This is a genomic window from Aequorivita xiaoshiensis, assembly GCF_022008395.1.
Lineage (GTDB): Bacteria > Bacteroidota > Bacteroidia > Flavobacteriales > Flavobacteriaceae > Aequorivita > Aequorivita xiaoshiensis.
On the sequence record NZ_JAIRBB010000009.1, the window covers coordinates 47,171 to 69,049 of the forward strand.

At 36.1% G+C, this 21,879-nt stretch carries 13 protein-coding genes; 5 read left to right on the top strand and 8 right to left on the bottom strand.

Going from position 1 to position 21,879, the window contains the following annotated elements; genetic code table 11:
• Positions 1-53 precede the first annotated feature (53 nt).
• Entirely contained in the window at positions 54-2,462 is a 2,409-nt protein-coding gene (locus K8344_RS10525) for a 3-hydroxyacyl-CoA dehydrogenase/enoyl-CoA hydratase family protein (protein WP_237608655.1), read from the bottom strand.
• A gap of 83 nt (positions 2,463-2,545) precedes the next feature.
• Complete coding sequence (locus K8344_RS10530) at positions 2,546-2,998, bottom strand: MarR family winged helix-turn-helix transcriptional regulator (protein WP_237608656.1); 453 nt, start codon at positions 2,996-2,998, stop codon at positions 2,546-2,548.
• A 578-nt stretch (positions 2,999-3,576) separates the two neighbouring features.
• Between K8344_RS10530 and K8344_RS10535 the strand changes: the two genes are divergently transcribed.
• Positions 3,577-5,055: a polysaccharide deacetylase family protein gene (locus K8344_RS10535; RefSeq protein ID WP_237608657.1), complete on the top strand. Its 1,479-nt coding sequence runs from the start codon at positions 3,577-3,579 to the stop codon at positions 5,053-5,055.
• A 4-nt stretch (positions 5,056-5,059) separates the two neighbouring features.
• Here the strand turns inward: K8344_RS10535 and K8344_RS10540 are convergent, their stop codons facing one another.
• The 4 genes from K8344_RS10540 to K8344_RS10555 form a co-directional block, all read right to left on the bottom strand.
• Positions 5,060-5,584, bottom strand: a complete 525-nt coding sequence (locus K8344_RS10540) for a DUF488 domain-containing protein (protein ID WP_237608658.1) — start codon at positions 5,582-5,584, stop codon at positions 5,060-5,062.
• 81 nt (positions 5,585-5,665) lie between these two features.
• On the bottom strand, positions 5,666-5,809 hold the full coding sequence (locus K8344_RS10545; RefSeq protein ID WP_237608659.1) for a hypothetical protein: 144 nt from the start codon (positions 5,807-5,809) through the stop codon (positions 5,666-5,668).
• Between the two features lie 19 nt (positions 5,810-5,828).
• Complete coding sequence (locus K8344_RS10550; RefSeq protein WP_185099434.1) at positions 5,829-6,155, bottom strand: DMT family transporter; 327 nt, start codon at positions 6,153-6,155, stop codon at positions 5,829-5,831.
• Positions 6,156-6,291: 136 nt separating this feature from the next.
• Positions 6,292-8,073 carry an AMP-dependent synthetase/ligase gene (locus K8344_RS10555; protein WP_237608660.1) on the bottom strand — a complete coding sequence of 594 codons (1,782 nt, stop codon included), beginning with the start codon at positions 8,071-8,073 and terminating at the stop codon, positions 6,292-6,294.
• Between the two features lie 252 nt (positions 8,074-8,325).
• On the opposite strand from K8344_RS10555, the gene K8344_RS10560 reads away from it, so the two are divergent.
• Positions 8,326-11,154, top strand: a complete 2,829-nt coding sequence (locus K8344_RS10560; protein WP_237608661.1) for a M16 family metallopeptidase — start codon at positions 8,326-8,328, stop codon at positions 11,152-11,154.
• A gap of 105 nt (positions 11,155-11,259) precedes the next feature.
• Here the strand turns inward: K8344_RS10560 and purL are convergent, their stop codons facing one another.
• The gene (purL, locus tag K8344_RS10565) at positions 11,260-14,985 is read right to left on the bottom strand and encodes a phosphoribosylformylglycinamidine synthase (protein WP_237608662.1); all 3,726 of its coding nucleotides are present in this window, start codon (positions 14,983-14,985) and stop codon (positions 11,260-11,262) included.
• Between the two features lie 184 nt (positions 14,986-15,169).
• Complete coding sequence (locus K8344_RS10570) at positions 15,170-16,381, bottom strand: RsmB/NOP family class I SAM-dependent RNA methyltransferase (protein WP_237608663.1); 1,212 nt, start codon at positions 16,379-16,381, stop codon at positions 15,170-15,172.
• A gap of 311 nt (positions 16,382-16,692) precedes the next feature.
• Between K8344_RS10570 and K8344_RS10575 the strand changes: the two genes are divergently transcribed.
• The 3 genes from K8344_RS10575 (at position 16,693) to K8344_RS10585 (ending at position 21,839) form a co-directional block, all read left to right on the top strand.
• Positions 16,693-17,736 carry a WD40/YVTN/BNR-like repeat-containing protein gene (locus K8344_RS10575; protein ID WP_237608664.1) on the top strand — a complete coding sequence of 348 codons (1,044 nt, stop codon included), beginning with the start codon at positions 16,693-16,695 and terminating at the stop codon, positions 17,734-17,736.
• A 214-nt stretch (positions 17,737-17,950) separates the two neighbouring features.
• A complete protein-coding gene (locus K8344_RS10580; RefSeq protein WP_237608665.1) occupies positions 17,951-18,688 on the top strand; it encodes a hypothetical protein in 738 nt (245 codons plus the stop codon).
• A gap of 352 nt (positions 18,689-19,040) precedes the next feature.
• On the top strand, positions 19,041-21,839 hold the full coding sequence (locus K8344_RS10585) for a GEVED domain-containing protein (protein ID WP_237608666.1): 2,799 nt from the start codon (positions 19,041-19,043) through the stop codon (positions 21,837-21,839).
• The last annotated feature ends 40 nt before the right edge of the window (positions 21,840-21,879 follow it).

The following is a 21,879-nucleotide window of genomic DNA, read 5'->3' on the forward strand; positions in this document are numbered from 1 at the left end:
AGTTTTAAAGGATTCTAAGTCCTATGTCTTACGTCATATAGTCTTATGTCATTTTAATTACGCAACGGTTTTCCCTTCTGAATCATGTGTTGAAGCCTTTCTAAAGTTTTTCTTTCTCCGGTTAAACTTAGGAATGCTTCTCTTTCAAGGTCTAGTAAGTATTGCTCGCTTACATAGCTCGCTTCACTTAAATCGCCACCTGCCATAACGTATGCCAGTTTGTTTGCAATCTTCTTATCGTGTTCACTAATGTAATTTCCAGCGTACATTTGGTCGGTTCCTACTAGGAACATACCCATGGCTTGCTTTCCAAGTACTTTAATATCTGTTCTTTGAATAGGCTTAGTATATCCTTGATCTGCCATAAAACGCGCCGTTGCTTTGGCTGCAGCAATTTGTCGGCTTTGATTTACAATTACAATATCTTTCCCTTTCTGAAGGATACCAGTATCAAAAGCTTCATAAGCCGAAGTAGATACTTTTGCCATTCCGATAGTCAAGAAGTAATCCTGAAGTCGGTTAAGCTCAACATCTCCCTTATGGAAAGTGTCACTTGCTCTAAGTGCCATTTCTTTAGAACCTCCACCGCCAGGAATCACTCCAACTCCAAATTCAACTAATCCCATATAGCTTTCTGCAGCGGCTACAACCTTATCGGCATGCAGTGCAAATTCACATCCACCACCTAATGTCATTCCGTGTGGTGCCACTACTACTGGAATAGAAGAGTAACGCAGGCGCATGCTTGTATCTTGGAAATACTTAACAGCAGCATTCAATTCGTCGTATTCTTGTTCTACAGCCATCATAAAAATCATCCCGATATTGGCACCAACAGAGAAATTTTTCCCTTGATTGGCAATCACCAAACCGTCGAAGTCTTTTTCAGCAATATCTATCGCCTTATTAATTCCAGCTAAAACATCGCCTCCTACGGCGTTCATTTTACTTGTGAATTCCACATTTAAAATACCATCGCCAAGGTCTTCAACTACCACACCGCTGTTTTTGAAAACTTCTGAGGTCTTACGAATGTTGTCTAGAATAATAAATGAATCCTGTCCTGGTACTTTTAAGTGTTTTTTCTGAGGGATATCGTAATAATATGTATTCCCTTCTTTTACGGTATAGAAAGAATCTACCCCAGCTTCTAGCATTTCGTTTACCCAAGCTGCTGGTTCTTTTCCTAAATCTTTAATTAATTCAATTCCTTTTTTAACACCTACGGCATCCCAAATTTCGAAAGGACCGTTATCCCATCCGAAACCTGCTTTCATAGCATCGTCAATCTTGTATAGCTCGTCGGTGATTTCAGGAATTCTTTTTGAAACATAAGCAAACATTGCTGCGAAGTTCTTACGGTAAAATTCACCAGCTTTATCTTCCCCAGCAATAAGAATTGGAAAACGATCGGTTACAGTACCAACCGATTTGGTTTTTTCTAAAGTTGCAAAAGATGCTTTCTTTCTTTTCCTGTATTCGAGAGTATCTAAGTCTAGGGAAAGAATTTCGCTATTCCCTTTATCGTCTTTTACTTTTTTATAAAAACCTTGTCCGCTTTTGCTTCCAAGCCATTTCTTTTCCATCATGGTGTCGATAAAACCTGGAATTTGGAAGATTCCGTGCTCTTCGTCTTCCGGAGCATTCTCGTGAATACCTTTAGCAACGTGTACTAAAGTATCAAGACCAACAACATCCACAGTTCTAAACGTAGCCGACTTTGGACGACCAATCACTGGACCGGTTAGTTTATCAACCTCCTCAACAGTAAGTCCCATTTCCTTCACTTGGTGGAAAAGGCTTTGAATTCCGAAGATTCCAATTCTGTTTCCAATAAAAGCAGGAGTGTCTTTAGCGACTACTGTAGTTTTTCCAAGGAATTTTTCACCGTAACCATTTAAGAATTCTAATACTTCAGGAGAAGTTTTAGGGCCAGGGATGATTTCGAAGAGTTTTAAGTAACGCGGTGGGTTAAAGAAATGCGTTCCGCAGAAGTGCTTTTGGAAATCTTCACTACGACCTTCGCTCATAAACTTAATAGGAATACCAGAAGTGTTTGAAGTAATAAGAGTACCTGGTTTTCTGTGCTTATCTAGATTTTCGAAAACTTGTTTCTTAATATCTAGACGTTCTACTACTACTTCAATAATCCAATCGGCAGTTTTTACCTTAGCAATATCATCTTCTAAGTTTCCTGTAGTAATACGTTTTGCAAAATCTTTGTGGTAGAGTGGGGCAGGCTTGCTTTTAATAGCTTTTTGTAAATCTGTGTTTACAATTCTGTTTCTTACCACCTTATCTTCTAGAGTAAGCCCTTTCTTCTTTTCGGCATCATTAAGTTCACGCGGAACAATATCGAGCAATAGCACCTCTACACCAATATTGGCGAAATGGCAAGCTATACCGCTTCCCATAATTCCGGAACCGATTACCGCTACTTTGTTAATTCTTCTTTTTGACATCTCTTTAAATTATGAGTTATGAATTATGATTTCTGAATTAAGAAAACTGAAATCCTAATTCGGAATTATTTATATTTTTAATTTTAAACTGAATCATAGACCTTTTTAGAGCTGATTAAGTCGTTAATGGTTTTTGCTACTTTCCTAAAAGTCTGTAAATCTTCTTCTGAAACATTTTCTCTTACAGCTTTGTCAAAGCCAAAGACTACATCTTTTGAAAAACTTCGCATTTCTTTACCAAATGGCGTTAGATGAATTAAAACCCCACGGCCATCTTCTGGATTTGGTTTTCGTTCAATTAGTCCTTTTGTTTCCATTGCTTTTAAAGTGCGTGACAGACTTGTAGCTTCCATTCCCATCTTTGGCCCTAAAGCAGTACTAGGTGTGCCATTCTCAGGATCTATACTAATTAAAGCAAACCCGGTTGCCATAGTACTCCCTTTTTTTCCTGCTTCCTCATTGTACATTTTAGTAACATTCATCCATGTGGAACGCAATACATAATCTATGGTTTTCTCTTTTGTTTTTTCTTGCATTGAGGATATTGAAAAAAGTATAGTACCAAAGATACAAAAAATTTATTATGCACGCATAGTATATTTAGTAGTTTTTTTATAATAAGTTGAGAGTGAGAGTCTCGGTACAATTTTGCAGATTATTTTGTATAAATATCTTAAAAAAGTAGTAGCTAAAAAATCACTCGGCTGCCGCTTTTGGGGCTTATTTCTTTATGCCTTAGTACAGTTTTGTAGCTTATAATGTATCATTTTTACTTATAACATAGCTCCTGCAAAACCTCTTGGTAGCCATTTTAGGGTTTTTAAACGCTTTGCCTAATTCCAATTACATTTAAAAAGTACTTATATATAGGTGAGTCAAAAATCACAAAAGGATTTTTACCAATCCTTATTCGAGCTTGATATCCATAATCACATAATACAGGATTCAATTAAGTTCAATTGAAATTATTCGGCAATAACATTATAGCCTAATTAGTGTGTTAAGATTTAACAAAGAGCTAAAAAGGGTTGAGACAAATGATATAACTTTGAATTTTAATTAATAAATGGATATTATATACACTTTAAGTGTTAACGCAAATCGATTAAGAATTATGAAAAAAATAATGTACGTATTCATGCTTTCTGCATTTATCTTTAGTTGTAAAGACAATTCTAAAAAGGATGAAACTCAAAAACCTTCAACCGTTACCCTAGAAGAAAGCGTAGAGAACTTAACAGATAGTATTCAAGTAAAAAATATTCAGATAGGCTCGGATACTGCAAACGATAAAAATAAGTTTCACTTATCTTATCCTAGTACGGTGTATGATTTCATCAATAAAAATGAAGATGAATTTGCGCAATCGTATTTATCCGAATTCAAAGACGCAGCAAAGAAGGTTAATGATGAAGCAGTAGCAGGCCTAGATTTTGGTCAGCATTTTGAAATTATTGAAAGCACACCTTCTATTATTGCTTTTTTAATTGAGCGTTACACTTCATACGGAAACAATTATAATTCTCAATACTTCACTCATATATATGACATAAAAGAAAAAAAGAAACTTGAATTCTCAACAATCTTTTCTCCACAAGATAATTTTGATAAACTAGCTGAAGTTGTGAAATCTAAAACAAGTGAAATTTTAAGAGAGAAAATAAGCGCATTGCAAGAGCTTACTGATGATGATAAAAAAGTACTTTGGAAAAACAGCCAAGAAATGATTGACGCCGGTACAAAAGCAAACGATAAAAACTATCACGCATTTAGTTGGGATAAATCCGGAAACTTGACAATATATTTTGATAAGTACCAGGTTGCATCAGGAAATCACGGAAATATTGAAATTAAACTTGCTCCGGAATCCTATAAGCACTTAGTAGCTAAGAAGTATCAGTTTATTTTTCACATTCAACCGCAAACACAAGAAGAAGATACCTCCACTACAGCATTTGAACCAGACCAATCTTCTACAAAAACATATAAGATTGATTGTAGTAAAGAGCCTTGTGTAGCACTTACTTTCGACGACGGACCAGCAACGCATACAACGCAACTTTTAGATATTCTTAAAAAGCACGATGTGAAGGCCACATTTTTTGTGTTGGGGAAATCGGCAAAAGTTCAAAAAAACACCTTGTTAAGAGCGTATAAGGAAGGACATCAGATAGGAAATCACAGTTGGGATCATAAGGATTTAAAAAAACTGTCTGATGAAGAAATAGTAAATCAGATATTTAAAACCAATGATGTAATTTCAAATATCACTGGAGAGGAAGTGAATGTTATGCGTCCGCCTTACGGTTCGTTTAACGACATTGTAAAAAACAAAGCGAATATGCCAATAATCTTGTGGAATTTAGATCCACTAGATTGGAAAGACCGCAATGCCGAAACTGTCGCAAAAAGAATAAGTGAAGCCGATATAAATGGAATTGTTTTAGCTCACGATATTCATAAAACAACAGTTGAAGCAATGCCAGAAGTGATTTCTAATCTCAAATCAAAAGGATATCATTTAGTTACTATAGATAACCTCTTTGCAGGGAAAGATCTTGTAAATGGTAAAACCTATAGCCGAAGAAAATAATTAATTACTGATATTTCTTTGCGTAATTTAATTTACCATTTACTATTCTTGCGGGAGCAGTGTAGGGATGTTCAGTAGCTTTTTTTTCACTCATTATATGTAGTACTTTCCATTCATCAACTTTTAAGATATCTGAAATTAATGAGCGATGACAGCTCCACCACACAGCTTCGGCACACATTATTGCTGTTTGCTGTTCTGTGGCAATTTCTTTTAGAGTGTTAAGAGCTTGTTTAAATGCTTCGGTAGCCATGTAATCTGCATATCCTTTAAAAGAATCTAATCGCCAAGCGTCGTTTTTGGAATTGGGATTTGGTTTTCTGCGTCCGCCTAAATCTATAAGATGGGTGTATATTATGTTGTTTTCGTGAAGTGATTTTTCTAAACTGTCCTTATTAAATTGTGGAAATTTTCGAGAACCAGGATAATGCCGAACATCGACGAGAGATTTTATATTGAAGGCGTGTAACAATTTTAAAAATTCGTCGAGGGTACGGGTTGAGTGTCCGATGGTCCAAATAGTATTCATTCTTATAACAATATATTACTACTAAATGTAAGAAATAGAGAGGGAGGGAAGAAGGAAAGCAATCGGTTTAACGTAACTTTATTAGGGTAGAGCTAATGGTTTTGTAAGTTGATAAGGAGTAAATATTGCGTGTTTTTTGTGTTTAAGTGACAATAGACCTACAAGGAAACCTCCGGTGATGTTTTGCATGTCAGGTTTTCGAAGACCTTGGCAAATTGTTGCCATTGTTAATATAGGTGTAAGGTTAATTCGTTACAAACTTTAATCCCACAATAGATAATATTAAGGTAGAAAGGAAGAATACACGCCAGAATGTAGCAGGTTCGTTAAAATAGAAGATGCCGACAAGTACAGTTCCTACTGCTCCAATTCCAGTCCAAACGGCATAGGCTGTTCCAATAGGTAAGGTTTTGGTTGCTTGAATAAGTAGAAACATACTTATGGCTAAGCTAACTAAAAAGCCAAGAAACCAAAGCCTAGATTCTAGGCCTGTAGTTTCATTTACTTTTCCTAAGCAAGCCGCAAAACCGACCTCAAATAGACCACCTATGATAAGTAGGATCCAATTCATATTACGATGAGTTAATAATATAAAATGTATTAAAAAAAGTCTGACAAAGTTTATCAATCATTACTCTCCCTAATGAGTTACGATAAACTTTGTCAGATTTAGAGCGTGTTTAAACTCGAATTTTTAGAAAATAAAATTATGAAGTATGCTCATAAATTTTATCATAAAGATCTTTATACTGCGCCTTAATAACTTTACGCTTCATCTTCATGGTAGGTGTTAGCTGTCCGTCCTCTATGCTCCATACATCAGGAGTCATTTCAAACCTTTTTACTCTTTCCCACTTTCCGAAACGCTCATTATAAAGATCTACTTCTTCTTGAATACGAGCAATTACTTCTTTATTCTTCACCAATTCTTTATTATCGGCAGGAAGGTCGTGGTTTTTCAATTTCCCCCAATCTCGAATAAAATCAAAGTCGGGCTGAATTAAGGCTGCAGGCATTTTTTCACCTTCACCTATTACCATTATTTGCTCAATGAAACGAGATTGTTTCATTTCGTTTTCAATAATTTGTGGAGCGATATATTTCCCACCACTTGTTTTAAACATTTCCTTTTTACGGTCGGTAATCTTGAGGAATCCTTCGCTATCAATTTCGCCTATATCCCCTGTATGAAAGTACCCGCCTTCCATTACTTTTTTAGTTTCATCTTCATTTTTAAAATACCCCAACATTACTTGAGGACCCTTAACAAGTATTTCACCGTCTTCGGCGATTTTCACTTCGGTTTCTCGTAAAGGTTTTCCAACGGTTCCAATTTTAAACCCCTTATTTCGCATATCGTTTACTGCTATTACAGGTGAAGTTTCGGTAAGACCGTAACCCTCCATTACCGGAATTTGAGCAGCGTTAAACACACGGGCAAGTCTTGGTTGTAATGGAGCACTACCTGAAGCAATAGCTTTGATGTTGCCTCCTAAGGCTTCTCTCCATTTACTAAAGATTAACTTGTTGGCAAGTTTAAGTTGTGATTCGTACCACCAGCCATTCTCGCCGTATGGTTCATATTTTAACCCTAGGTCTATAGCCCAGAAGAATAATTTCTTTTTAATTCCCGTTAGTTCAGTTCCTTTGGTGTAAATTTTATCGTAAACTTTTTCAAGTACACGAGGAACAGCCGTCATTACCTCTGGCTTTACTTCATTTAAATTTTCACTAATCGTATCAAGCGATTCCGCAAAATACAGTTCTACACCACAATACTGATACATATAGTGTAACATTCTTTCGTACACGTGACATACGGGTAAAAAGCTAAGTCCTTTAGATTTTCCCATTACAATAGGAAGGCGTTCCGAACTAAATTTAGCGTTACTCGCAATATTTTTGTGAGAAAGCATTACACCTTTAGGTTTTCCTGTAGTTCCAGAAGTATATATTAAAGTAGCAAGATCATTTTCATCAATTGCTGCTTTTCTTTTATCTAATTCATCTTGATTGCTTTCATCTTTTCCTGCTTCAAGTACTTCCGACCAATTTTTTGCTCCTTTTATCTCATTAAAAGTATAGACTTCTTTCAGTTTAGGAACATTGTTTTTGATGGCCATCACCTTGTTGTATACCTCTTCATCGGAAACAAAACAATAAACAGATTCACTATGATTTAAAACGTATTCATATTCGTCTTCAGAAATAGTTGGGTAAATTGGAACATCTTGCGCTCCAGTTTGCATAATACCGATGTCGCATATATTCCATTCGGTTCTGTTGGTAGAAGAAATAAGCGCAACCTTGTCATTTGGTTGAACTCCCATTTTTATTAAAGCACGGCTTATTGCATTTGCTTTATCGATATACTCTTGCGTAGAAGTTGATTTCCATACTCCATTATACTTAGTAACAAGAGCGTTTTCTTGTGGGTATTGTTTAAGTTGATAATATGGGAAATCAAAAAGTCTTTTTGGATCAGTCATAGTGTAGAATTATTGTATGTGCAAAATAGTGAAATTATTCGAAATTCCATATTTACTATTTTCAAAGTAAAAATAATTATAAAAAAAATCTATAAATCGAAGCAGAGGGTTTATTACTATCTTAGCAGATTCTTTGTTTGCTAAGTTATTTCAAATTTTTACAACATAAAAACTGAATCTTTTATAATACTAATAGCCGAGATAATTTAACGAACTACAATTAATATCTCACAAATTCTAATTTACTGAACTATGAAGCTTTTTAAATATTTAGCTCTTAATTTATTTTGTTTAACTCTTTTAATATCCTGCGATAATTCTCAAGAAAAAGTTTCTGAAGACAAGGAATTTAAAGTCGATTTCGAAACGTACACGTTGGATAACGGTTTGCAAGTTATCTTTCATGTAGACCGTTCAGACCCTGTGGTTGCAGTAGCCTTAACAAGTCACGTAGGTTCAGCTAGAGAAAAAGAAGGTAGAACTGGTTTTGCACATTTATTCGAACATTTACTTTTCCTAGAATCAGAAAACCTAGGAAAAGGTGGACTGGATAAGTTGAGTGCTCGTATTGGAGGTTCTGGTGCAAATGGTTCTACCAGTAGAGATAGAACAAATTATTTCCAAACCGTGCCGAAAGATGCTTTAGAAAAAATGATTTGGGCAGAAGCTGATAAACTTGGTTACTTTATTAATACCGTTACAGAACAAGTCTTAGCAAAAGAAAAGCAAGTGGTGAAAAATGAAAAACGCCAAAGAGTAGACAACGCGCCATATGGTCATAATTTTTACGTGATTCATAAAAACCTTTATCCAGAAGGGCATCCTTATAGTTGGGAGGTAATCGGATCTTTAGAAGACTTACAAAATGCAACCCTTCAGGATGTAAAAGATTTCTATAACCGCTGGTATGTTCCTAACAACGTAACACTTACCATTGCTGGAGATATTGATGTTGATCAAGCAAAAAAATGGGTAGACAAATATTTTGGTGAAATTAAACGTGGCGAGGATATTCCTAAAATGGAAAAGCAAGCTGTTACGCTTTCTAAAACTAAAAAGTTATATTACGAAGATAACTTTGCCCGTGTACCGCAATTAACGCTTACATGGCCAGGGGTTTACCAATATCATCCAGATTCATATGCCTTAGAGGTTTTGGCGACGTATTTGGCAAAAGGTAAAAAAGCACCTTTATACCAAACGTTAGTGGAAAATAAGAAGCTAACCGACAAAGTGGAAAGTTACCAATACAACTCTGAAATTGCGGGTCAGTTTATGATGCAGGTTACAGCGTTTCCAGATACAAACTTGCAAGAGGTTTTAAATGGAATTGAAGAAGGATTTAGAAAGTTTGAAGCTGAAGGAATTTCTGAAACGGATTTAGATAGAATTAAAGCGGGGCAGGAAACTGCTTTTTATCAAGGACTTTCAAGTGTATTAGGTAAGGGGTTCCAGTTAGCGCAATATGAGATATTTGCTGGAGACCCTGGATTTGTAAACCAAGATGTAAAAAACATTCTTGCAGTTACGCCTGATGATGTAATGCGCGTTTACAACCAATATATTAAAGGTAAGAATTACGTAGCAACGAGCTTTGTTCCTAAAAATCAGAAGGCACTAGCGATTGCTGATTCAAAATTGGCAGAGGTAGTGGAAGAGCCAATTGTTGAAGGTGCTGAAGAAAGTTTTGATGCAAGCGTGGTTGCGGAATATGAAAAAACACCTTCAAGTTTTGACAGAAGTGTAGAGCCGCCTTACGGTGAAAGTCCAGATGTGAAAGTACCAGAAGTATGGAAAGACGAATTGTCTTCAGGTATTAAAATATTTGGAATAGAAAACAATGAAGTGCCTTTGGTGCAATACAGAATTCAACTCGATGGCGGAATGCTTTTAGAAAATTCAGAAAAAATTGGTGTTTCAAATTTACTAGCAGGTCTAATGACGCAAGGAACTGCTACCAAAACTCCCGAAGAACTAGAAAATGCAATTGAAAGTCTCGGGGCAACTATAAATACTGTAGCTACAAAAGAAGCTATTATGATTTATGGAAATACATTGGCTAAGAACTATGATAAAACGATGAGCCTTATTGAAGAAATTCTACTTCAGCCAAGATGGGATGAAAAGGAATTTGAACTTCAAAAGCAAAGTGTTTTAAGTCAAATTGAACGTAAGAAGGCCAATCCAAATAGTATTGCAGGTATTGAATTTGACAAGTTGATTTACGGTGAAAACAATATCTTATCGCACGACAATTTTGGAACTAAGGAGTCTGTAGCGGCTATTACTTTAGATGATTTAAAAACTTATTACAACAACTATTTCTCACCGAGCATTACTAAATTTCACGTAGTGGGTGCTGTGTCACAAGCTGAGGTTTCACGCTCGTTAACTTCATTAAATAATAAATGGCCGTCAAAAGAAGTATCGTTTCCTGAAATAGCTGAAATTAAATACCCAGAAACTTCAAAAATTTACTTTTATGATTTCCCTGGTGCGAAACAATCTATTCTTAAATTTGGTTATCCAGCTATAGCGGCTACACACACCGATTTTTATCCAGCTAGTTTAATGAACTACCGATTAGGCGGCGGTGGTTTTGCGTCGCAACTTACTCAAGAATTACGCGAAGGAAAGGGTTACACCTATGGTGTTCGCTCTGGATTTACGGGTAGCAGTATTGAAGGGACCTTTATGATAAGCAGTGGCGTTCGCTCTAATGTTACCTATGAGTCTACAGCCTTAATAAAAGAGATTTTAGAAAAATATGGTGAGCGTTTCAATGAAAATGATTTGGAAATTACCAAAGGCTATATGCTAAAAAGTGGGGCAAGAGCTTTTGAAACATTAAATAGCAAGCTGTCTATGCTTTCAAATATTAGCAATTACAATTACCCAGTTGATTATGCAAAACAACGCGAAGCAACAGTAAAAGCCTTAACCGTAGAAGAAGTTAAAGCATTAGCACAAAAATATATTCGTCCAGATAAAATGATATATGTGATAGTAGGCGATGCAGCAACTCAATTGGATAAACTAGACCAACTAGGGTTGGGAAAACCAGTGCTGTTGAATAAGTAATTAGAAACTCTTAACCATGATAAAAAAACTCGTACTTACTTGTGTCAATAAAAAAACCGTTTACAAATTTTATGTAAACGGTTTTCTATTATTTATAGAATAGATCTACTTCTTTTCAATCCATTTTCTTGCATTAACTAAGGCTTCAACCCAAGGAGAAACTTTGTCATCCTTTCTATCTTGTGGGTAGTATGCCCAGTTCCAAGGGAACGTAGAACGCTCTAAGTGAGGCATCATTACTAAATGGCGACCTGTTTTATCAGTCATCATTGCAGTGTTGAAATCACTTCCGTTTGGGTTTGATGGCAATTTATCATAACCGTATTTTGCAACAATATTGTAGTGGCTTTCCGCTTTTGGGAAACTGAATTTTCCTTCTCCGTGAGCCGACCAAATTCCTAATGTACTTCCTGCCATTGAAGATAGCATCACAGAATTATTCTCCTGAATTTTTACCGAAGTAAACACACATTCAAATTTATTGGTATCGTTATGAAGCATTTTTGGTTTTTCTTCATCTTCAGGATTAAGTAATCCTAACTCCACAAATAACTGGCATCCGTTACAAACACCTAAGGATAATGTATCGTCTTTAGCAAAGAAATTCTTTAATGCTTTATTCGCTTTTTCGTTGTAAAGAAAAGCTCCAGCCCAACCTTTAGCACTTCCTAAAACATCACTGTTACTAAATCCACCAACAGCAACTAAGAATTTTATATCCTCAAGATCTTCACGACCTTCAATAAGGTCGGTCATATGCACATCTTTTACATCAAATCCTGCCAGGTGCATCATATAAGCCATTTCGCGCTCACTGTTACTTCCCTTTTCACGGATAACAGCTGCCTTAGGGCGTTGGCCACCGAGCGGAGCCGATGGTTGGTCACCGAGCGGAGCCGAGGTGGAGAGGTTGCCTGTGAAATTCTTGGGAAACACAAATTTTAATGGCTGGTTTTTATAATTGTCAAAACGTTCTTTAGCTAGTTTTGAACCGCTTTGATTTCTGTCTAATAAATATGAAGTTTCATACCAAGCATCACGCATTTCAGGAATGCTGAATGAAAGTTCTTCACCGTTATTTTTAATGGCTAGTGTTTCATTAGAAGTAACCGTTCCAATCTTTTTGAAATCGATATTGTTTTCAGATAGAAGTTTTTCAACGGAAGTATCTTCAGAAGCTTGAATTACTATTCCTGAGTTTTCAGCAAAAAGAACTTTTACCATATCACTTTCACCTAAGTTTGAAAGATCTAAATCTGCGCCAAGATTAACGTTGGCAAAGCACATTTCTAATAAAGTAGTAATCAATCCACCTGATGCAACATCGTGCCCAGCAAGAATTTTACCGTCTTTAATGAGTTCTTGTAATGTATTGAAAACTATTTTTACGTATTCCGCACTTTTAACATTTGGCGCTTCGTTTCCGATAGCATTTAAAATTTGTCCAAAAGAAGATCCGCCTAGTTTAAAGTTGTCTTGAGAAACATTGATGTAGTAAATACTACCACCACCGGTCTGAAGAACAGGCTCAACTACTTTTTGAATGTCGTTACAGTTTCCTGCAGCCGAAATAATTACTGTTCCTGGAGAAATAACTTCTTCATTTTTGTATTTCTGTTTCATTGAAAGGGAATCTTTTCCGGTTGGAACGTTGATTCCTAAATCAATTGAAAAATCTGAAACAGCTTTAACAGCTTCGTATAGTCTTGCGTCTTCACCTTCGTTATTACAAGGCCACATCCAGTTGGCTGAAAGAGAAACACTTTTTAAACCATCTTTTAATGGAGCCCAAACAATATTGGTTAGAGACTCGGTAATAGCATTGCGCGATCCTGCCGCTGGGTTTATTAAGGCTGTTAATGGTGAATGCCCAATAGAAGTGGCTACACCCTCTTTTCCTTGATAATCCAAAGCCATTACACCGCAGTTATTTAATGGTAATTGTAATTGCCCTACAGTTTGTTGTATTGCAACACGACCTGTTACACAACGGTCAACTTTATTGGTAAGCCAATCTTTACAAGCTACAGCTTCTAATTGTAACACCTGTGTTACGTATTCCTTAATTTTTAAAGTATCGTAAACAGCGTTATTATAGTTTCTATTTACGGTTTTGTCTTTCATTATTGTTTTTGGTGAACTACCAAACATATCTTCAAGCGCAAAATCCATAGGTTTTTTGCCGTCTTTGTTTTCAAAACAGAAGCGTTGGTCGCCTGTAACTTTCCCTACTTCGTACATAGGAGAGCGTTCGCGGTCTGCAACTCTTTTAAGGTTTTGGATGTCTTTATCCCCAATAACCAAGCCCATTCGCTCCTGGCTTTCATTCCCCATTATTTCTTTGTCGGATAGGGTAGGGTCGCCAATAGGAAGTTTGTTTATTTCTATATGTCCTCCAGTTTCTTCAACTAATTCACTTAAACAGTTTAAGTGTCCACCTGCACCGTGATCGTGAATAGAAACAATTGGGTTGTGGTCGCTTTCTACCATTGCTCGAATGGCATTGGCAGCGCGTTTTTGCATTTCTGGGTTACTACGTTGAATTGCGTTAAGTTCAATTCCGCTGCTAAATTCACCTGTATCTGCCGATGAAACTGCAGCACCACCCATTCCAATTCGGTAGTTATCACCACCTAAAATTACAATATTATCACCTTCTTGAGGTTTGTCTTTGATGGCCTGACTTGCTTTTCCGTAACCGATACCACCAGCAAGCATAATCACTTTATCGAAACCTAATTTACGAGCCTCTTCTTCGTGTTCGAATGTAAGAACAGATCCAGCGATTAATGGTTGTCCGAATTTGTTTCCAAAATCGGAAGCTCCATTACTAGCTTTAATTAAAATATCTAAAGGCGTTTGGTAAAGCCAATCGCGTTCTTTCATTCCTTTTTCCCAAGGCCTGTCCTGAGCAGAGTCGAAGGACCCTTCGTTTAAACGTGAATAAGAAGTCATATAAACCGCTGTTCCAGCAAGCGGTAATGAACCTTTTCCTCCTGCCAAGCGATCGCGGATTTCACCACCACTACCAGTTGCAGCACCGTTAAAAGGCTCTACTGTAGTTGGGAAGTTGTGCGTTTCAGCTTTTAATGAAATAACACTGTCGAAATCTTTTTCTTCGTACCAATCTGGTTTATCGGCACTTTTTGGAGCCCACTGTTTTACTTTAGGTCCTTTTACAAAGGCTACGTTATCCTTGTATGCCGAAACAATATCGTTCGGATTTTCTGATGATGTCTTTTTAATAAGTTTGAATAGGGAAGAAGGCATTTCTTTTCCGTCTATTTCAAATACACCGTTAAAAATTTTATGACGGCAATGTTCACTGTTTACCTGACTAAAGCCAAAAACTTCACTATCGGTAAGCTTTCTCCCTATCTTTTTTGATAAGTTTTCAAGGTATTCAACTTCTTCAGCATTTAGCGCTAAACCTTCTTTTTCATTATATTCAGAAATGTTTTCGATTTCTAAAATTGGTTCAGGTTGTACATCAATATCAAATATGTCTTGATTTAATTCCTGAAATTTCTGAGAAATCATAGGGTCGAAAGCCTCTTTTACAACTGAGCTGTTGTGAAACTCCTCGATACGAATTACGCCTTCAATCCCCATGTTTTGAGTGATTTCAACGGCATTAGTACTCCAAGGAGTAATCATAGCTGCGCGAGGACCAATAAAAAAATCCGACGTGTTTGTGGACAGGACGGATTCCTCTAACTTAACCTGATTGCCAAAAAGCCATTCCAGTTTTTTCGTGTTTTCTTCTGAAATTATTCCGTGGGTTTGAACTGCAAAAACAGTGTTTTCTACGTTACCAAAAAAGTGAATCATCTAATTTTATTTTGAAGCTGCAAAGTTAACTATTTTAAAGGATAATCTATTTATCTAAAAAGCTTCAAAATGCTCTAATTATCATTTTTAATTAACAACAATTCGATTTTTTGAAGTTCTAGAGGTGTAAAACAGAAAAGAGCAGACATTTGCCTGCTCTTTTCTTATATATATTCAGTCTTTTTTATGCCTTCTTTTGTAATAAAGAGATGTAAAAACCATCAAAACCACTTTTGCTTGGCAAGATTCTCTCTTCATTTAATAACGTAAAATCCTTGCCAGCTTCACTAGCTAAAAATGCTTTTACTTGTAGTTCATTTTCTGAAGGCAGGATAGAGCAAGTAGCATATACTAAATCACCACCTGGTTTTACCATTCTAGAGTAGCTTTCTAATAAATCCTTTTGTGTAGCTCTAATCTTATCTAAAAACTCAGGCTGAAGTTTCCACTTAGCATCAGGGTTTCTTCTTAAAACACCCAATCCAGAACAAGGAGCGTCAATTAAAACCTTATCGGCCTTTTCTATCAACTTCTTTATAACTTTAGTGGAATCAATTACTCGAGTTTCAATATTAAAAATATCATTTCTTCGAGCTCTACGCTTAAGTTCGTTAAGTTTATTCTCGTAAATATCCATTGCGATCAGCTGGCCTTTATTTTCCATCATTGTTGCAATATGAAGGCTTTTTCCGCCTGCCCCTGCACAAGCGTCAATAACGCGCATTCCAGGTTTTGGGTCTAGCATAGCCGCTACTTTTTGTGAAGAAGCATCTTGTACTTCAAACAAACCATTTTTAAAAGCATCGGTAATAAATACGTTTGAACGCTCTTTGAGTTTTAATGCATCTGGATATCCTTTTATTGTTTCTGTTTCAATTTCAAGGTCCGCTAATTCATTTTGTAACGCGTCAACCGTAGTTTTTAAAGTATTTACCCGTAAAACAACGTCGGCCTGTTCGTTTAAAGCTGCAATTTCCTTATCCCACTTCTTACCCAATTCTTTTACACCTAACTCATCCATCCAATCTGGAATAGATTCACGGTATTTTCTAATTTTAGAAAGTTCGTCGAATCTTCCTTTGATTCGGCGGGTAGGAGTATCTTCAAATTGTTTCCATTCTGGAATTTTAATTCCGTTTAAGGTTGCCCAAACCGTAAATAATCTAAATAGATTAGGACGATCAAAAGGTTCGCGTACATCAGCAATTTCTGAATATAGGCGTTTCCACCTTACAATGTCGTAAGTGGTTTCTGCAATAAATGCTCTGTCTCGTGCACCCCAACGCTTATCACGTTTTAAGGTGCTTCTCAACACTTTATCGGCTTGTTTATTTTCGTTGAAAATAAGGTGAAGGGAATCAATAGTAGCGAATACTAGGTTTCGGTGTAATTTCATTTAAAAGGGTATTCAATTTATATAACACAAAACCAGAGAAAAAAATAAAATTACTCCTGATTTTTGTGCTTGACTTTAAGGCTTTCAATTAGTTGAAAACTTTTGCGAGTGCAAAGGTATCTCTTTGAAACTGAAATTGAAACTTAAATCGAAATCAAAAAAAATATTTTATAAATTATTTTTTACACTTAACTCGCATAAGAGGTAAAAGTTGAAAAATGTTTTGAATTTACCTGATGTTCCCAAGCATTTATAAATAGTATATGATATTTGATATTTTAGATTGTTTACTTTTGCCAAAAATTTTAAAAATGCGATTTCTTTTTATTCTATTAGCTGCATTAACACTAATTTCTTGTAACTCTAAACCTGAAGTAGAATTTAATTCTGTAGAAATTACACCAGTTTTTATAGACAGTTTGAGTATTCGCGCTATTCAACCCCTAGATGAAAACAGAGTTTGGTTTGCAGCCGATCAAGGAAAGGTTGGTTTAATTGACGGCGACATTCCAAAGTTAGCTGTAATTAAGTACGAAGATACCTTACTTCACTTTAGATCTATAGCATCAACAAACGAAGCGGTATTTGTCTTGAGTATCGCTAATCCTGCAGTGCTTTATAAAATTGGTTTTGACGGAAAAGAGGCAACTAACATAGAGGAGGTTTATTCAGAGAAAAACGAGAATGTATTCTACGACTCGATGAAGTTTTGGAATGATATGGAAGGGATTGCAATTGGCGACCCTACAGCAGACTGTATGTCGGTAATAATTACCCGCGATGGTGGAAATACTTGGCAAAAGTTATCTTGTGAAAATCTTCCGAAAGTAGAAAAAGGGGAAGCAGCATTTGCGGCGAGTAATAGTAATATTGCCATTTTTGGAGATAATGCATGGATAGCAACAGGAGGTAAAAAAGCTCGAATTATGCATACTTCTGATAAGGGAGAAACTTGGGAAGTATATAAAACACCAATTATTCAAGGAAAAGCGATGACTGGAATTTACTCTGTTGATTTCTTAGATGAGAAGAACGGCGTTATTTTCGGTGGAAATTGGGAAGACAAAAAGTTTAATGAAGGGAACAAGGCGATAACTAAAGATGGCGGTAAAACTTGGAAATTGATTGCAAATGGAAAGGAGCCAGGGTATCGCTCTTCTGTAAAATATGTACCTGGCACAAGGGGGCAAGGGCTTGTTGCGGTAGGCTCACCCGGAATTTCGTTTAGCGGTGATGGCGGTAAAAACTGGAAGGAACTATCACAAGTTGGTTTCTTCGCTATTGAATTTGTAAACGATAGTGTGGCTTTCGCATCAGGCAATAAAAGAATTTCGAAATTAGTATTTAAAAAGTAGCGTTATAAATTCTTTACTTTTTAGCTTCATTTCCAAAAAAGATATAATGTATTGACAGTCTGAGCTCATGAAGGTTTAAGTTTGAAAAGTCTTTATACCTATTAACACTTGCTTAGTACTAATTTAAGAATAATTTAGGGCATTTTAAATATCATTTTAGAATATTGGCCGTTCTAGAAGTTATAAGTCAAACTAATTCTAAAACCTAAAACTTATGAATTTGATTAAAAAATTTAAAAAACCTTTATTCGCCATTGCGTTAGCGGGCGCATTTACAGCGTGTTCAGACGATGACGATTCGTTGCCTGTTGAAGATGGAAATGGAAAACTTGGCATTTACGCTTCAGCTAACTATTCGTCAAACGCAGGTAAAAACACCGTTTTGGATGGTCCAGTAGTTGATCTGTCTAAGTTCTTAATTAATTTAGAAGAAATTGAGTTGGAGTACGATGATATTATCGGCGATGACAACTTCTATAATAGTGAAGAAGAGATTGAATTAAAAGGTCCTTTTGAATTGGATTTATTATCCCCAACTCCAGTGGTAATTACCGTAGTAGATGCACCTAATGGTCGTCTTGAAGAAATTGAATTTGAATTTGATAAAAACGAAAATCCTGATAGCGAAATTTATGAGCAGAGTATAAGGATGGAAGGAACTATAGACGGAGTACCCTTTGTATTTTGGCACGACTTTGAAGAAGAACTAGAGGTAGAGTTCGAAGAAGGAGAAACAAACACTGTTATATCAAACGATCAAAATAGTGTTGTTATTAATTTCGACTTAAATAGTGTTTTTGATGCTACTACAGGTGTAGATCTTTCAAACGCAGTTGATGGAAACGGTGATGGGATAATTGAAATTAGTCCTAACGACGAGGATGGAAACCGCGATATTGCAGAAGCAATGAAAGAACACATAAAAGATAAAATTGATTTACTTGACGATTAATCTAATAAGTAAATAATTCCACATTTATCGCCGGCTCCAATTTTGGAGCCGGTTTTTTTTTGATTATCACTTTCATAAATAATTGACTTTTTCCATCACAGTTTACTAATTTTTCATTTTTTATTTAAAATTTCATTTTTAAAAATGACATAATAATTTTTTTACAAATTTTATAGCCTAATAATTTGATTGTTTGTTCATTATCACAATTATCAAATAGAAAAACAGGACTATTTAATCTTTTAAAACACTTCAAAAGCCTTTAATTAGCCCGTAAATCTTAAAGTCTTCATTTTGGATTCTGATATATTAATGACATATTTGGTGAAATTTTAATAATTAAACCAATATAATGAAGAACAAATTACTTAAAAAAGGGTCAATTTTATTAGCGTTGATGATTTCATTCGCTATGACCCAAACAATGAATGCCCAATACTGTGTTCCAGAAGGAACTAACGCTGATCGGTATATCGATAATTTTTCAACTACAAATGGGGTTGACAATATTTCAAACCTAGGCAGTGGATTTTCAACCGACGGATATGGCGATTTTTTTGATACTCATACCTTATCACAAACTGCAGGTGGTTCAGTTGACTTTTCTGTAGATATTGAAAATGAAACTGCTGGATTTAGAATTTGGGTTGATTGGAATCAAGATGGAGTTTTTGATGTAGCTAACGAGGTAGCATACACATCGTCTTCATACGATACAAACCATACTGGAACTATTAGCGTACCTGCTAGTGCCTTAGAAGGTGAAACTAGAATGAGAGTGGTAAGCCACTGGTTGAGTTCATCTGGGGATGTTGATCCTTGTGTTACAGGTTTTACATATGGTGAGTTTGAGGACTATAAATTTGTAGTAACTGCCTTAAGTGCATGTACAGGAACACCAGATGGTGGTGTTACAGCAGTAGATCCAACATCTGGAAACCCAGGTTCTACGTATATTGTATCAGCCCAAAACTATACAGTTGCTGGTGATATGACATACTTATGGCAGTCTAATACAAACAACGCAGGTTGGGAAGATCACGGTACAGCCTCTGCTTTTTACGAAGATTATACAGCAACAGCATCTAGCGAGGTTGGTGATGTAACAGAATGGAGATTAGAAGTAACTTGTACTGCATCTGGTGAAACTTCTTACTCTGATGTATCGTCTTTCTCTACAGAAATTTCATATTGCGATGCTAGTAGTAGTACTGTTGAAGCAATATCTAAAGTTGTATTTGCAGGAATCGATAACGATTCGCCAGTGTCTAGTACTGAGGGATATGAAGATTTTACCGCTATTGTAGCACAAGTTGAAGCTAATGGAACTTATAGTTTTGCAGCAGAAGGTAATACAGGTGGAAATTTCACTAATTATTTTTCAGTGTGGATTGACTGGAACCAAAATGGTGAGTTCGAAACCACAGAATATGTTGAAATAGGTTCAATTGTAAATTCTGATGGAACAGATGGACAACAAGCAGTTAATGATATTGTTGTTCCTAGCGATGCGGTTGAAGGTGAAACTCGCATGCGTATCAGAAAAAACTTTAATACTCCTTCTTCAAACCCTTGTGGGACAAACTCATATGGTCAAGTAGAAGATTATACGGTAAACGTTGTTGGGGCTGCGCCTTTCCCAAGTCCATACTGCGATATTGTAGATGCTGCTGATGTAATTGTTGAAGAAATTACTAAAGTTGAATTTGCAGGAACAACTATTACAAACGAAGATACAACTTCTGTATTGGTAGATAAAACTGATGTTGTTGTGAATGTTACAGCAGGTGAAACGTATACACTTAGCGTAGAAGGAAACACTTACGGTGACTTTGAAACCAATATTGTTGCATTTATAGACTGGAACCAAAATGATATATTAGACGATTCTGGTGAGGTTTATGAATTAGGAACTTTACAAAATTCAAATGGTGGCGATGGAATTGCAGTAAGTATGGACATTTTAGTGCCTTCAGATGCTGTAGTTGGAGCTACAAGAGTTAGAATTACAAAAACTTATTTTGATGATCTTTCTGAAGCAATTGTTACGCCTTGTGGTATTCAATTTGATCCATTCGGAATGGGAATTGAATCAGGTTATGGACAAGCTTTAGATTTCTCATTAGAAATTGAAGAAGCTAGTACCGTAGATTGTTCAGGAACTCCTGAAGCTGGTATCGCAACTGTTACTCCAGAAGAGGGTGAGGTGGATACTGAATACACAGTTGCTGCTGCTGGATTTACAACTGGAAACGGATTGGAATACCAATGGCAATCTAATACTGACGGCGCTGGATGGGTAAATGAAGGAGCTGTATCTGATACTTTCGCTACATATTTAGCAACTGCACCATCAGTGAGTGGAGTTATTGTTGAGTGGAGATTAGAGGTTACTTGTACTTTATCGTCTGAAACAGCATATTCTGAAATTGCTACGTTTACTACTATTGAGACTTCGCTTTATTGTATTCCTACATTAGATTGTAGTGATGGAGATAATATTGTAAATGTTACTTTCCAAGAGATAGATAATACTACAGACTGTAGTGCTGGTGGATATGGCGATTATACTTCAATGGCTGCAACCGTTGAAGCTGGAGGAACTTATCCAATTTCTGTTACTGTAGGAGGCGGATGGGATGTTGAATCGGCTTCAGTTTGGATTGACTTTGACAATAGTGGAAGTTTTGAAGAAAATGAATTCTTTTACATTGGAACAGGAAGCGGAGAAACTCTAACCGAGAATATTGCTATTCCTGCAGATGCTGCAGATGGAAACTACAGAATGAGAGTTCGTGTGGCAGCAGTTCCAGATACCGATGCTACTTGGGATATGGCATGTGATGAAGATCAAGGATATGGTGAAACTGAAGATTACACAGTTACTGTTGATGGGGTAGCAGGAGTTAATGACTACACAAGTTCTAATTTCACATACTTCCCTAACCCAATGGAAAATGAGTTAAACATTTCTTCTAATAAAAATATTGAATCTATTTCAGTATATAACTTATTAGGACAAGTTGTGATGAACAAAGTAAACTTTGCAGCTGGTAAAGTGGATGTTTCTTCACTTGCTACCGGTACTTTCTTATTCCGTGTTACTTTTGAAGACGGAGTAGTTGAGAACTTTAAAGTTTTGAAGAAGTAAGAAATACTTTCAAACTGTATTTTGTAAAGCTGCCCTATTT

Coding starts and splice junctions, on each gene's coding strand:
- K8344_RS10525 (WP_237608655.1), bottom strand. CDS start 2,462: ATGTCAAAAAGAAGAATTAACAAAGTAGCGGTAATCGGTTCCGGAATT.
- K8344_RS10530 (WP_237608656.1), bottom strand. CDS start 2,998: ATGCAAGAAAAAACAAAAGAGAAAACCATAGATTATGTATTGCGTTCC.
- K8344_RS10535 (WP_237608657.1), top strand. CDS start 3,577: ATGAAAAAAATAATGTACGTATTCATGCTTTCTGCATTTATCTTTAGT.
- K8344_RS10540 (WP_237608658.1), bottom strand. CDS start 5,584: ATGAATACTATTTGGACCATCGGACACTCAACCCGTACCCTCGACGAA.
- K8344_RS10545 (WP_237608659.1), bottom strand. CDS start 5,809: ATGGCAACAATTTGCCAAGGTCTTCGAAAACCTGACATGCAAAACATC.
- K8344_RS10550 (WP_185099434.1), bottom strand. CDS start 6,155: ATGAATTGGATCCTACTTATCATAGGTGGTCTATTTGAGGTCGGTTTT.
- K8344_RS10555 (WP_237608660.1), bottom strand. CDS start 8,073: ATGACTGATCCAAAAAGACTTTTTGATTTCCCATATTATCAACTTAAA.
- K8344_RS10560 (WP_237608661.1), top strand. CDS start 8,326: ATGAAGCTTTTTAAATATTTAGCTCTTAATTTATTTTGTTTAACTCTT.
- purL (WP_237608662.1), bottom strand. CDS start 14,985: ATGATTCACTTTTTTGGTAACGTAGAAAACACTGTTTTTGCAGTTCAA.
- K8344_RS10570 (WP_237608663.1), bottom strand. CDS start 16,381: ATGAAATTACACCGAAACCTAGTATTCGCTACTATTGATTCCCTTCAC.
- K8344_RS10575 (WP_237608664.1), top strand. CDS start 16,693: ATGCGATTTCTTTTTATTCTATTAGCTGCATTAACACTAATTTCTTGT.
- K8344_RS10580 (WP_237608665.1), top strand. CDS start 17,951: ATGAATTTGATTAAAAAATTTAAAAAACCTTTATTCGCCATTGCGTTA.
- K8344_RS10585 (WP_237608666.1), top strand. CDS start 19,041: ATGAAGAACAAATTACTTAAAAAAGGGTCAATTTTATTAGCGTTGATG.